This window comes from Pseudomonas sp. FBCC-B545 (assembly GCF_059134095.1).
Genome location: NZ_CP101441.1, coordinates 4890374 through 4903564, shown reverse-complemented (window position 1 = coordinate 4903564; position 13191 = coordinate 4890374). Strand labels below are relative to the sequence as shown.

General features: G+C 60.2%; 13 protein-coding genes. 6 read left to right on the top strand and 7 right to left on the bottom strand.

From position 1 onward, the window contains the following. A complete protein-coding gene (locus NMB39_RS22725; RefSeq protein WP_057021865.1) occupies positions 1–927 on the bottom strand; it encodes a LysR family transcriptional regulator in 927 nt (308 codons plus the stop codon). Positions 928–1052: 125 nt separating this feature from the next. Here NMB39_RS22725 and fpr point away from each other — a divergent pair, with 125 nt between their 5' ends. Then, entirely contained in the window at positions 1053–1832 is a 780-nt protein-coding gene (gene fpr / locus NMB39_RS22720; protein ID WP_003172178.1) for a ferredoxin-NADP reductase, read from the top strand. Positions 1833–1955: 123 nt separating this feature from the next. Here fpr and tsaA read toward each other — a convergent pair whose 3' ends face one another. The 5 genes from tsaA to rimO form a co-directional block, all read right to left on the bottom strand. After that, positions 1956–2651 carry a tRNA (N6-threonylcarbamoyladenosine(37)-N6)-methyltransferase TrmO gene (tsaA, locus tag NMB39_RS22715; RefSeq protein ID WP_494340036.1) on the bottom strand — a complete coding sequence of 232 codons (696 nt, stop codon included), beginning with the start codon at positions 2649–2651 and terminating at the stop codon, positions 1956–1958. 3 nt (positions 2652–2654) lie between these two features. Beyond that, complete coding sequence (locus NMB39_RS22710) at positions 2655–3116, bottom strand: YehS family protein (protein ID WP_043048901.1); 462 nt, start codon at positions 3114–3116, stop codon at positions 2655–2657. Between the two features lie 68 nt (positions 3117–3184). After that, the gene (locus NMB39_RS22705; RefSeq protein WP_057021867.1) at positions 3185–3895 is read right to left on the bottom strand and encodes an rRNA pseudouridine synthase; all 711 of its coding nucleotides are present in this window, start codon (positions 3893–3895) and stop codon (positions 3185–3187) included. A gap of 71 nt (positions 3896–3966) precedes the next feature. After that, complete coding sequence (locus NMB39_RS22700) at positions 3967–4440, bottom strand: GNAT family N-acetyltransferase (RefSeq protein ID WP_057021868.1); 474 nt, start codon at positions 4438–4440, stop codon at positions 3967–3969. A gap of 108 nt (positions 4441–4548) precedes the next feature. Continuing rightward, entirely contained in the window at positions 4549–5889 is a 1341-nt protein-coding gene (gene rimO, locus NMB39_RS22695; RefSeq protein ID WP_005785474.1) for a 30S ribosomal protein S12 methylthiotransferase RimO, read from the bottom strand. Positions 5890–6178: 289 nt separating this feature from the next. On the opposite strand from rimO, the gene NMB39_RS22690 reads away from it, so the two are divergent. From NMB39_RS22690 to NMB39_RS22675, 4 genes are all read left to right on the top strand, one after another. Continuing rightward, complete coding sequence (locus tag NMB39_RS22690; protein ID WP_057012098.1) at positions 6179–8080, top strand: potassium transporter Kup; 1902 nt, start codon at positions 6179–6181, stop codon at positions 8078–8080. 126 nt (positions 8081–8206) lie between these two features. Continuing rightward, positions 8207–9313, top strand: coding sequence for an NADH:flavin oxidoreductase/NADH oxidase (locus NMB39_RS22685; RefSeq protein WP_057021870.1), 1107 nt, complete (start codon positions 8207–8209; stop codon positions 9311–9313). A 103-nt stretch (positions 9314–9416) separates the two neighbouring features. Continuing rightward, complete coding sequence (locus NMB39_RS22680) at positions 9417–9953, top strand: GNAT family N-acetyltransferase (RefSeq protein WP_057021871.1); 537 nt, start codon at positions 9417–9419, stop codon at positions 9951–9953. A gap of 204 nt (positions 9954–10157) precedes the next feature. Further along, entirely contained in the window at positions 10158–10343 is a 186-nt protein-coding gene (locus NMB39_RS22675) for a hypothetical protein (protein WP_043051506.1), read from the top strand. 53 nt (positions 10344–10396) lie between these two features. On the opposite strand, the gene NMB39_RS22670 is transcribed toward NMB39_RS22675, so the two are convergent. Next, positions 10397–12022: a glucan biosynthesis protein D gene (locus tag NMB39_RS22670; RefSeq protein WP_494340037.1), complete on the bottom strand. Its 1626-nt coding sequence runs from the start codon at positions 12020–12022 to the stop codon at positions 10397–10399. A gap of 304 nt (positions 12023–12326) precedes the next feature. Between NMB39_RS22670 and NMB39_RS22665 the strand changes: the two genes are divergently transcribed. Further along, positions 12327–13034, top strand: a complete 708-nt coding sequence (locus NMB39_RS22665; RefSeq protein ID WP_198720733.1) for a tellurite resistance TerB family protein — start codon at positions 12327–12329, stop codon at positions 13032–13034. The last annotated feature ends 157 nt before the right edge of the window (positions 13035–13191 follow it).

Genomic DNA, 13191 nt, shown 5'->3' with positions numbered 1-13191 from the left:
TCAAGCGATACTCGGCAGTACGATCTCGTCGCTGCGCTGCACCCCCGCAGTGAAGGCGCGGCACAGCTCCAGGAACTCGCGCATGGCCGAGGTCTGGTACTTCTGCTTATGCCAGATGAAGTAGAACTGCCGGGCCAGGTCCAGATCTGGGGTTTCCACCGGCACCAGGCTGCCACGGCGGAACGCATCGCGTAGCGCCAGCCGCGAAATGCAACCAATCCCCAAACCAGATTCCACCGCCCGTTTGATCGCCTCTGTGTGTTCCAGCTCCAGGCGGATATTCAGCGCGCTGCGGTGATGACGCATGGCCTGGTCGAAGGTCAGGCGCGTGCCCGAGCCTTGTTCCCGCAGGATCCAGGCTTCATGGGTCAACTCCTCCATGCTTGCCACGCCACCCTTGGCCAGGTGATGCTGCGGCGCACAAAACACCACCAGTTCGTCCTCCACCCAGGTTTGCACCTCGATATCCGGGTGGCTGCAGTCGCCTTCGATTAGACCCAGGTCAATTTCATAGTGCGCCACCTGATGCACGATATGCGCAGTGTTCTGCACGTGCAGCTTCACTTGGCTCTCGGGGTGTTGCTGCATAAAGCTGCCGATCAACAGCGTCGCCAGGTAATTGCCGATGGTCAGGGTGGCACCGACCGCCAGGGAACCGAAGCCGGACTTGCCGTTGAGCAGGTCCTCGATCTCCTTGGCCTGGTCCAGCAACGCCACGGCCTGGGGCAGCAGCTGGTGGCCGAGGGCGTTGAGGCTCAGGCGTTTACCGGCGCGGTCGAATAATTGACAGCTGGATTGACGCTCCAGCTCGGTGATCGATGTGCTGGCGGCAGATTGAGATAAGGCCAGAAGGCCAGCAGCGCGGGAGACGCTTTCCTGCTGGGCGACGGCGACGAAGACTTGCAGTTGACGGAGAGTAAATCGCATATCGATATAACCGATAACCCTTATCTTAATAATCCAGTTAACAGATATTGTCGCCGCCATTAGAATGCTGTGCAATTGCGCATCTGTATCTTTGGCGCAGACCCATTTCCAGGAGTCCCCCGTACATGAGCAACATGAACCACGAGCGTGTCCTCAGTGTTCATCACTGGAACGACACTCTGTTCAGCTTCAAGTGCACCCGCGATCCGGGCCTGCGCTTCGAGAACGGTCAGTTCGTGATGATCGGCCTGCAACAGCCCAACGGCCGCCCGCTCATGCGCGCTTACTCGATTGCCAGCCCGAACTGGGAAGAGCATCTGGAGTTTTTCAGCATCAAGGTGCCCGATGGCCCGCTGACTTCCCAATTGCAGCACTTGAAGGAAGGCGACGAGATCATTATCAGCAAAAAACCGACAGGCACCCTGGTGCTTGACGATTTAAAGCCGGGCAAGCACCTGTACCTGCTCAGCACCGGTACTGGCCTCGCGCCCTTCATGAGCGTGATCCAGGACCCGGAAACCTACGAGCGTTTCGAAAAAGTGATCCTGTGCCACGGCGTGCGTTACGTCAACGAAGTCGCCTACCGCGAATTCATCACCGAGCATCTGCCGCAGAACGAATTCTTCGGCGAGGCCCTGCGTGAAAAGTTGATCTACTACCCGACCGTGACCCGCGAGCCGTTCGAAAACGAAGGCCGCCTGACCGACCTGATGCGCAGCGGCAAGCTGTTCAGCGACATCGGCCTGCCGCCGATCAACCCCGAGGACGACCGCGCCATGCTGTGCGGCAGCCCGAGCATGTTGGACGAGACCAGCGAAGTGTTGAACAGCTTCGGCCTGAAAGTTTCGCCACGGATGCGTGAGCCGGGTGATTACTTGATTGAGCGTGCGTTCGTCGAGAAATAATACAAAGTCAGCAAGACCCAATGTGGGAGGGGGCTTGCCCCCGATAGCGGTGTACCAGTTAACAAATAACTGACTGACACACTGCCATCGGGGGCAAGCCCCCTCCCACATTGGGTGTCCGGTTTATCCGGCGGGAACCACTTCCAGCACACAAATCATCCCCGGTTCCGGATAGTGCCAGCGCACATCTACATCCCAGAATTGCGCCCCGTACTCCCGTTCGGACGTAGGCACCTGGTACGCCGGCCGCGGATCCTGCGCCAAGCACTGCTCAATCAGTTCCACCAACGGCTCGCCAAGGCGCTGAGCGTGGCCTTGTGCCTGTTGCAGCGCAGTCTTGAGCCACTGCACAGCAATCAGCTGCGGCGCACTGCTGGCGATGCCGTTGGTGGCGCCGTCGATAACGTCGGCATACGGCACATACGGCTTGATATCCAGCACCGGAGTACCATCGAGCAGATCAATCCCGGATATCCACAGCCGCCCCGGCTCCACCTTGTCCAGCTTCACCACTGACTGGCCAATGCCATTAGGCCGGTGAGTGGCGCGAGTGGCAAAAACGCCCATGGACGTATTGCCACCCAAACGTGGCGGGCGCACTTTCAGGCGCGGCTTGTCTTCCAGGGCCTGGTGAAACAGAAACAGCAACCACACATGGCTGACCTGCTCCAACCCCTGCACCGCCTCACCCTGGTCGAACGGCGCCACCAGCTCCAGCACGCCGCGGGCGGCCGGCGCCAGTTGCGGTTGGCGCGGGATAGCGAACTTCTCCTTAAAGCAGGAGCGTACGAAGCCGACGGGCGAGACCTGGTAACTCATGGCTTAAGCGCGGACCCGCAGGGTCAGGCCCTTGAGGAAATTACGCAGCAACTGGTCGCCGCACGGGCGGTAATTGGTGTGACCGAACTTGCGAAACAGCGCGCTCAGTTCAGGCTTGGACACCGGGAATTCAGCCGCCTTGAGGATCGCATGCATGTCGTCTTCTTTCAGCTCGAAGGCCACGCGAAGCTTTTTAAGGATAATGTTGTTGGTCACCGGGGTTTCAATCGGCTGCGGCGGACGGCTTTCGTCCTTGCCGCGCTTGAAGATCACCAAGCCATCGAGGAAGTGGGCCATGACCTCATCCGGGCAGAACACAAAGCCTTCTTCCTCATCTTTCTTGAGATAGGTCAGCAGGTCTTCCTTGGTCACGTCCATGCCGCCGAGCTTGATGATCTCGACCATCTTGTTGTCGCTGATGTCGAGCATGTAGCGCACGCTACGCAGTACGTCGTTGTGAATCATGGTGGGTAATCCTGGTTTTCAACGGTGGACACCGCCCAATCAGGCGGTGTCGGGAAACGGGGAACGACTTAGAACTTCTCTTTACCGGACAAGTAGCGCCATTGGCCAACTGGCACCTTGCCGATGGACACGCCGCCGATGCGGATACGGCGAATGGCGACGACTTTCAGGCCAACCGCTTCGCAGAACAGCGCGATCACGCCGGGTTGCGGATTTTTCATCGCAAAGCGCAGGCGGTTTTCGTTCTGCCAGCTGGCTTTGACGGCCGGCAGCTCTTTGCCTTTGTAGGTCAGGCCATGGTTCAGGCGGTTGAGGCCGTGGGCAACCATGTCGCCTTCGACTTCTACCACGTACTCTTGCTCGATCTTGGCGGCATCGGCAGTCAACTTGCGCAGAATCTTCCAGTCCTGGGTGAACACCAGCAGGCCGCTGGCCTTGGCTTGCAGGTCGGCGCTGGCGGTCAGGCGCAGGAAATGCCCCTTGAGCGGGCGCTTGCTGAAGCGATGTTCTTCGGACAAGGTCTCGGCGCTGATCAAGCCCATGGCGGTTTCAGCATCCATGCCCGCCGGTGCGTGCAGCAGGATGGTGACCGGCTCTGGCGCGGTGGCTTTAGCCTCCGGATCCAGCTCGACTTTCTCGGTCGTGACTTTGAACTGCGGCTCGTCGATCACTTCGCCGTCCACCGAGACCCAGCCGCCTTCGATAAACAGCTCAGCCTCCCGACGGGAGCAACCGACCAGTTCGATAAGGCGTTTGGAGAGGCGTATGGGGTCAGTCATGACAAGGGCCGTAGCAAAAGGGGGCGGCTATTGTACCTGCCTGGCGCCGGTTAATCCCGAGCCCATTTCATTTAGCCCTGACGCGACTGTTGTTGCGCCTGGCGCAAACGCATATGCAGCAACGGGTAGGGCTGGCCAAGGCCGTCATGTTCCGTGCGTCCGATCACCTCGAAGCCTTGTTTTAAGTAAAATCCCAGGGCCTGGGGGTTCTGTTCGTTGACGTCCAGCTCATCGGCATTCATGTGGTCAATTGCATAGCCCAGCAATTGGCGGCCCAGGCCCTGGCCACGATGTTGCGGGTCGATAAACAGCATCTCCACCTTGCCCGCCGCCACCCCGGCGAACCCGGTTATGTGCTGGCGTGAGTCCTTGGTGCAGACCAGCATCACCGCGTCCAGGTAGCGGGTCAGCACCAGGTTTTTCAGCAAGTCGATATAGCTGCCCGGCAGGAAATCGTGGGTGGCGCGTACCGAGTCTTCCCAGATCTGCGCCAAGCGCGCGTAATCGCTGGATTGAGGTGTGTGGATAACCGAATGCTGCCGCATGCCTGCTGCCCCTTGCCGTAATTGGCGTTGATGGGCAAAACGATAGCCCGAAAAAAGCCCCGCATCTTGTCAGAGGCGAGGCTTTTTCAAAATATTACGCAAATGCTATCAGTCGCGTTTTTCAGCCCACAAGTCGTACTCGTCGGCATCGGTCACGGTGCACCAGACCTTGTCGCCCGGCTTCAAGCCGCTGGCGTCGTCGATAAACACGTTACCGTCGATTTCCGGCGCATCGAAGAAGCAACGGCCAACCGCGCCTTGCTCGTCGACTTCATCGATCAACACTTCGATTTCCTTGCCGATGCGCAGTTGCAGGCGTGCCGAACTGATCGCCTGCTGGTGTGCCATGAAACGCTCCCAACGGTCCTGCTTGACGTCGTCCGGCACCACGGCCAGGTCCAGCAGGTTGGCTGGAGCGCCTTCCACCGGCGAATACTGGAAGCAACCGACGCGGTCCAGCTGCGCTTCGGTCAGCCAGTCGAGCAGGTACTGGAAATCTTCTTCGGTCTCGCCGGGGAAGCCGACGATGAAGGTGGAGCGGATGATCAGTTCCGGGCAGATCTCGCGCCAGTTCTTGATCCGCGCCAGGGTCTTGTCTTCGAAGGCCGGGCGTTTCATGGCCTTGAGCACTTTCGGGCTGGCGTGCTGGAACGGGATGTCCAGGTACGGCAGGATCTTGCCGGCGGCCATCAGCGGGATCAGCTCATCAACGTGCGGGTACGGGTAAACGTAGTGCAGGCGCACCCACACACCCAGGCTGCTCAAGGCTTCGCAGAGTTCGGTCATACGGGTTTTCACCGGCGCGCCGTTCCAGAAGCCGGTGCGGTATTTCACGTCGACGCCGTAGGCGCTGGTGTCCTGGGAGATCACCAGCAGCTCCTTGACGCCTGACTTGACCAGGCGCTGGGCCTCGTCGAGCACGTCACCGACCGGGCGGCTCACCAGTTTGCCGCGCATCGACGGGATGATGCAGAAGCTGCAACTGTGGTTGCACCCTTCGGAAATCTTCAGGTACGCGTAATGGCGCGGGGTCAACTTGATGCCTTGGGGGGGCACCAGGTCGATCAACGGGTTGTGGTCCTGGCGTGGCGGCACCACGTCGTGCACGGCATTGACCACCTGCTCGTACTGCTGCGGGCCGGTCACGGCGAGCACGCTCGGGTGCACGTTGCGGATATTGCCTTCTTCCACACCCATGCAGCCGGTCACGATGACCTTGCCGTTTTCCTTGATGGCTTCGCCAATCACTTCCAGCGACTCGGCTTTAGCCGAGTCGATGAAGCCGCAGGTGTTGACCACCACCACGTCGGCGTCCTGGTAAGTGGACACGACGTCATAGCCTTCCATCCGCAATTGCGTGAGGATGCGCTCGGAGTCGACCAGGGCCTTCGGGCAACCCAGGGAAACAAAGCCAACCTTGGGGTTGGCTTTTGCGATGGTGGTGGACATGTCTAACCTCGGTATTGAATGACGCTGCCGGTCGTGCACGACAAGGCAACGGATGGGCGCTTGGTGCGCCTCTGATCAAAAAGTGCGCAATTCTAGCGACGGGCGATGCACTTGACCAGCTTTATGCAGGGAAATGCGACGAGTGCTGCGCTATGCTTCGCGCCGTTGCGCACGGGCGAAGCCCTTGGGTCAATAAAACGTCTGTTACGAGAAGTAAAACAGCGCATGCTAGGGTCAGCTTAGACGTGCTGTTTATAAAAGACCTCGGGTCAAAGGGCAGGAGTGGTTGATGGGTCAGGCAAGTAGTCAGGCAACAGGTGCCGAGCATTCAAACGCCAAGCCGATTGGCATGCTGGTGGCAGCGGTCGGGGTGGTTTATGGCGATATCGGGACCAGCCCGCTCTACACCCTTAAAGAGGTGTTCAACGGCGGTTATGGCGTGCAGGTCAACCATGACGGCGTCTTGGGGATCCTGGCACTGATCTTTTGGTCGCTGATCTGGGTGGTGTCGATCAAGTACATGCTGTTCGTGCTGCGCGCCGACAACCAAGGTGAGGGCGGCATCATGGCGCTCACTGCATTGGCGCGGCGAGCGGCCGGGGAGCGTGCAAAACTGCGCAGTTTCCTGGTGGTGTGCGGGCTGTGTGGCGCGGCACTGTTCTATGGCGACAGCATGATCACCCCGGCCATTTCCGTGTTGTCGGCCATCGAAGGCCTGGAGCTGGCCTTCGACGGTCTGGAAAAATGGGTGGTGCCGATTGCGTTGATTGTGCTTGTGGCGCTGTTCCTGATCCAGAAACACGGCACCGATCGCATCGGCAAGCTGTTCGGTCCGGTGATGGTCACCTGGTTCCTGGTGCTGGGAGGGCTGGGTGTGTACGGCATCCTGCAGCAGCCCGAAGTGCTGAATGCACTGAACCCGGCATGGGGCGTGCGCTTCTTTATGGTGCACCCCGGTATCGGCGTGGCGATTCTCGGCGCGGTGGTGCTGGCCTTGACCGGTGCCGAAGCGCTCTACGCCGACATGGGCCACTTCGGCCGCAAACCCATTGCCCGTGCCTGGTTCATCCTGGTGCTGCCGGCGCTGGTGCTCAATTATTTCGGCCAGGGCGCCATGCTGCTGGGGGATCCGGAAGCCGCGCGCAACCCGTTCTACCTGCTGGCACCGAGCTGGGCGCTGATCCCGCTGGTGGGCTTGTCCACACTGGCTACGGTGATTGCATCCCAGGCGGTGATCTCTGGTGCGTTCTCATTGACTCGCCAGGCGATCCAGCTTGGTTACATCCCGCGTATGCATATCCAGCATACCTCCAGTGCCGAACAGGGCCAGATCTACATCGGTGCCGTGAACTGGTCGCTGATGGTGGGTGTGATCCTGCTGGTGCTGGGCTTCGAGTCGTCCGGCGCCCTGGCTTCGGCCTATGGCGTAGCGGTGACGGGCACCATGCTGATGACCACTATCCTGGTGTCGGCGGTCATGCTGCTGCTGTGGAAATGGCCACCGGTGCTGGCTGTGCCGGTATTGCTTTGCTGCCTGTTGGTGGACGGCCTGTTCTTCGCGGCAAACGTGCCCAAGGTGATCCAGGGTGGCGCCTTTCCGGTGTTGGCGGGGATCGTCTTGTTTGTGTTGATGACCACCTGGAAGCGCGGCAAGCAGTTGCTGGTCGAGCGCCTCGACGAAGGCGGTTTGCCGTTGCCGATTTTTATCAACAGCATCCGCGTGCAGCCGCCCCATCGCGTGCAGGGTACTGCGGTGTTCCTCACCGCACGTCCGGATGCGGTGCCCCATGCGCTGTTGCACAACCTGCTGCATAACCAGGTGTTGCATGAGCAGGTGGTGTTGCTGACGGTGGTCTACGAAGACATTCCGAGGGTGCCTGCCGCACGGCGCTTCGAGGTGGATTCCTACGGCGAAGGCTTCTTCCGGGTGATCCTGCACTTCGGCTTTACCGACGAGCCGGATGTGCCCGAAGCGCTGAAGCTGTGCCATCTGGATGAGCTGGATTTCAGCCCGATGCGCACCACCTATTTTCTCAGCCGCGAAACGGTGATCGCCTCCCGCATCAAGGGCATGGCGCGCTGGCGCGAAGCCTTGTTCGCCTTCATGTTGAAGAACGCCAACGGCAACCTGCGCTTCTTCAAGCTGCCGGTAAACCGCGTGATCGAGCTGGGCACCCAGGTCGAAATGTAAGACGCTGCATCACGGGAGCCGGCAATCGGCTCCCGCTTTCCTTTCTGAACCCTGTGCAATCGATGGTTGTCGACTAGGCTCTAAGCACTGTTGAACAGTGCCCATAGAACCCAGAAGAGGTGCGCCATGAGTCAGCTGCTCGAACCCTATACCCTGCGCCAATTGACCCTGCTCAACCGCATCGCGGTCTCGCCGATGTGCCAATACTCAAGCGACGACGGCCTGGCCAATGACTGGCACCTGGTACATCTCGGCAGTCGCGCCGTGGGTGGCGCCGGGCTGATTTTCACCGAAGCCACCGCTGTGACGGCCGACGGGCGCATCACCGCCCAGGACCTGGGCCTGTGGAACGACGCCCAGATCGAACCGCTGCGGCGCATCACGCGCTTTATCGCGGCCCAGGGGGCGGTGGCGGGTATTCAGCTGGCCCATGCCGGGCGCAAGGCCAGCACCCATCGGCCCTGGATCGGCAAGCACGGCAGCGTCAAGCCGGACGAAGGTGGATGGGTGCCGGTGGGGCCATCACCGATTGCCTTCGACCCGAATCACACCCAGCCCAAGCCACTGGACGAAGGGCAGATCCAGCAAGTGATCGCCGATTTTGTTGCCGCCGCCAATCGCGCCTTGAGTGCCGGTTTTAAAGTGGTGGAAATCCATGCTGCCCACGGTTACCTGCTGCACCAGTTTCTTTCGCCGATCAGCAACCAGCGGCAGGACCAGTACGGTGGGTCGTTCGAAAACCGCATTCGCCTGGTGCTTGAGGTGACCCAGGCGGTGCGCGCCGCATGGCCCCAGGAGTTGCCGCTGTTTGTGCGGGTATCGGCCACTGACTGGGTGGAAGACGGCTGGAACCCGGATGAAACCGTGGAGCTGGCGCGCCGCCTGAAAGACCTGGGCGTCGATCTGATCGACGTGTCGTCCGGGGGCACCGCCGCCAATGCCGAGATCCCCACCGGCCCCGGCTATCAGACGCGCTTCGCCGAGCGTGTGCGCAAGGAGTCGGGCATCGCCACCGGCACGGTCGGCATGATCACCGAACCGGCCCAGGCCGAGCACATCCTGCGCACCTGCCAGGCCGACATTATCTTCCTGGCCCGTGAATTGTTGCGCGACCCGTACTGGCCGCTGCATGCCGATGATGACCTGGGTGGGCGCAAGGCCATCTGGCCGGCGCAATACCAGCGGGCGACCCATCGCGACCAGCCGATCCATGAGTCGGATCTGCGCGACTGATCTTGCACACGGCCCTGCCAGACCCACCGTGACACGGTGGGTTTTTTCTTGCTCGCCTTTAAAGGAAGGCTGATCCTTGGTGGCCGTGAAGCAGGAGATCCCTATGCTGGTGGAACGCGCGTTAACCGAAAACGATATCCCCTTGCTGGCAACCATCGACCGTACGGAACTGATCCAGGCGTGCTATCGCATGGATCGCGGCGAACTGGTGTTGTATGCCGCGCACCATGATATGCGCGGCTGGCCCGAAGGCGAGGCCGAGCAGGATGCAGAGGCTCTGCGGGCCTGCCTCCAGCGTGGCGGATGGTTGTGGGGCGTATTTGACGGCCAGGCGCTGGTCGCCGCAGCGGTGGTGGACAATCGGCCTTTCCATCATCAAGGCCTGCTGATGCGGCAGTTGAAGTTCCTGCATGTCAGTCACTCGGCCCGTGGCTCGGGCCTGGGCAGCCGGTTGTTGGTGCTGGCCTGCGAGCACGGCCGGCAAGTGGGAGCTCAAGCGCTGTATATCTCGGCCACGTCGTCGCGTAACACCGTGGACTTCTACCTGCGCCATGGTTGCCGACTGTTGCAGCAACCCCATGCCGAGCTGTATGCACAGGAGCCGTTAGATATTCACCTGTATCGACCACTGTGTGAGTAACGGCTGTAGGGTTTTATTACCCAGGCTATTTTTTTAAGTTAATACTCTAAAAAAATCCCACGTGCGACGAGATAGTTTCTAAGATTAGGGTAAGTCTGGTTCCTGGCCCAGGGAGGCAGGTTGCTTGTCCACGGAAGCGTTGCGCTTCGGGGAGTTGGGAAGTGGGCACCAGGAGTATTTGACTGATATCAGGAGTAACAGTCCATGGCCAAGTCCTATGGCGTAGCGGGTGCGGTGGCGTCTTTTCTCAGCCGCCGGATGTCCTTGCGGGATCGAAGGTTGAGTTCGGATGAAATGGAGCTGCTGGCCCAGTATCGGGCGCTGACCGAAAGCGATCAGGTGGCGATGCGGTACTTGATTGGTGCGATGAAAAGCGTATCGCGCTTCTGAGCTATATACGATCACTCCCACGTTCTCGCGTGGGAATGATCGCGAAGCTCACCTCAGGTGTACTTGCGCTGCTCCGGCGCTGGCGGGAAGTACTGGTAGAGCCAGGTTTCGCTCAAGGTTCGGTCCTGGGTGCGAATAAACAGGCGCAGCTCCACCGGCTCCACGCTGTCGCTGGTGGGGTACCAGTCGAACAGGATGCGATAGCCCTTGATGTTGTCCAGCACCAGCACGCTGAAATCCTTTACCTCACCATGGGAGCAGGTCACCACCGGTTCGATGCCGGTGCCCGCCGGCAGGCGATCCAGGCCGCCGCCCTTGAAGTCGACGGCGAAACGCCGTGCCCACACCTGCGGGTAATGCTCGCCGGGCGCCCAGCCCTCGGTAAATCCACCCATGCCCGAACGAGTCGCGTCGACCTGTGCCAGCGGCGTGCTCACCGGCGGCAATGCGCTCCAGTACAGCTTGTAGCCATAGTTGAGCGAATCACCGGCGGCCACTGGGTTTTTCGGGGTCCAGAAGGCCACGATGTTATCCAGGGTTTCGCCGGTGGTAGGGATTTCCAGCAGGTCGATCGAGCCTTCGCCCCACGCAGTGGTAGGTTCTACCCATAGGCTGGGGCGCTTGCTGTACCAGTCGACGGTGTCCTGGTAGCTGGCGAATTCATGATCGGTCTGCACCAGGCCGAAGCCTTTGGGGTCGGTGTCGGCGAACGCATTGAATTGCAGCTTGGCCGGGTTGTTCAGCGGGCGGCAGATCCACTCGCCATTGCCGCGCCACATGGCCAGGCGGTCCGAATCGTGGATTTGCGGGTGGATGGTGTCGCACATGCGCCGCTCGTGGGTACCACAGCTGAACATGCTGGTCATCGGCGCGATGCCCAGTTGTTCGATGGCGGTGCGCGCATTGATATGCGCATCGATCGCCATGACCACCTGATTGGCCTGGCAGTCGATATCGAAGCGGTAGGCGCCAGTGGCGCTTGGCGAGTCGAGCAGGGCATAGACCACAAAACGCGTGGCGTTCTTGTCCGGGGTTTCGAACCAGAACTGCGTGAAATCGGGGAATTCTTCGCGTTTTTTCGCGTAGGTATCAATCGCCAGGCCACGAGCCGAGAGGCCGTATTGGCCGGTGGAGTCCACTGCGCGGAAGTAGCTGGCGCCGAGAAACGACAGCACGTCATGGCGGTCCAGTTCCGGCGCCTTGAACAGCTTGAAGCCGGAAAAGCCCAGGTCGCCGGTCAGTTGCTTGGTGTCCACCGTGGTTTTTTCATAGTTGAACAGCGAAGGGCGGAAATGCACTTCCCGGGCCTCGCGGGTCTTTGGATCGACACTGTGCATGCGCACCGGCGTCTTGAAGCCCATGCCGACGTGGAAGAACTGCACGTCGAGTTGGCCGTTCAGCTCTTTCCACAATGAATGGTTGCCGTCATAGCCAATGGCATTGAAATTCTGCGGGGTCATGCTTGCCAGGGTCGGTGGCAGTACCTGTTTAGTGTCCTGATAGCCACGGGTGGCCAATTGCTTGGCTTGCGCCTTGAGCGATTCGAAATCGAACGCCACGGCCTTGCCATCGGCGGCCCGGTTCCCGGCCCAGGCCTGCGCGGCCAGCAGGCCACTGGCCGACAAACCGGTGTAAGCCGCAATGGCCATGGATGCTTTGAGCAAATTCCTGCGGTGCATAGAGACAACCTGTCGTGAGCAAATCCCGCGCCGTTCCTGGCACGTAATGGATCAGAAATAACGGTTCGGACATGCCTTCGGCCAAACGCAACGGACATTAAACAGACGCCGGATAGCTTAAGCGGTTCGATGCATAAGGAAAAATGATTGATGGCGTGATGATGGCGTTGCATGTGCAACAAGACATTTCCAGCATGGCAGTCAAACGTTACATCTGGAAGCACTCTAGATCGTGGCTCTTTGGCACTTAGTTTTAGGCTGAGGGCCTATTGTTCCTACGAACTCAAGTGTCTGGAGGCTACAAATGAATACCCGTGGATTGCTCGATCAGTTGCTCAAGTCTGGTCAGGACATGTTGCAGAACAAGGCTGGCGGCCAGGGAAAGTCCAATGACAAAGGCGCCCTGGGCGGTTTGCTCGGTGGCGGCGGGCTCGGTAGCCTGCTCGGCGGTGCTGGCGGCGGCGCCCTGGCGGCCGGGGCCATGGGCTTGCTGCTGGGTAACAAGAAGGCGCGCAAATTCGGCGGCAAGGCCCTGACCTACGGCGGCCTGGCGGCACTGGGTGTGATTGCCTACAAAGCCTACGGCAACTGGCAGGCCCAGCAGGCCAGCGCCCCCCAGGGTGAGCCACAAACCATCGACCGCCTGCCACCGGCCCAGGTCGAGCAACACAGCCAGGGCATCCTCAAGGCCCTGGTGGCGGCGGCCAAGGCTGACGGGCATGTAGATGAGCGCGAACGTGCATTGATCGAAGGTGAATTCACCAAGCTGGACAACGACCAGGAGCTGCAACACTGGCTGCACGCCGAACTCAACAAGCCCCTGGACCCTGCCGACGTCGCCCGTGCCGCCAGCACCCCGGAAATGGCTGCCGAAATGTACATCGCCAGCGTGATGCTGGTGGACGAGGAGAACTTCATGGAGAAGTCCTATCTGGACGAATTGGCTCGCCAACTGAAGCTTGAGCCGGGCTTGAAGCTGGAGCTGGAAAAGCAGGTGCGGATAAGCACATAAGTTAAGGCAACCGATACAACTCTGTAGGCCAACGGTAAGTACGACGTGAGGCGGGCCGCTCTTGATCTTGCCTTTGAGCCTGATCTCAGGCGTCCCGTTTCCGTATCCCGGCCGTCCCCAAGGCCGCCATCGGGAGCTAGCCTTTTCCCACATTTGA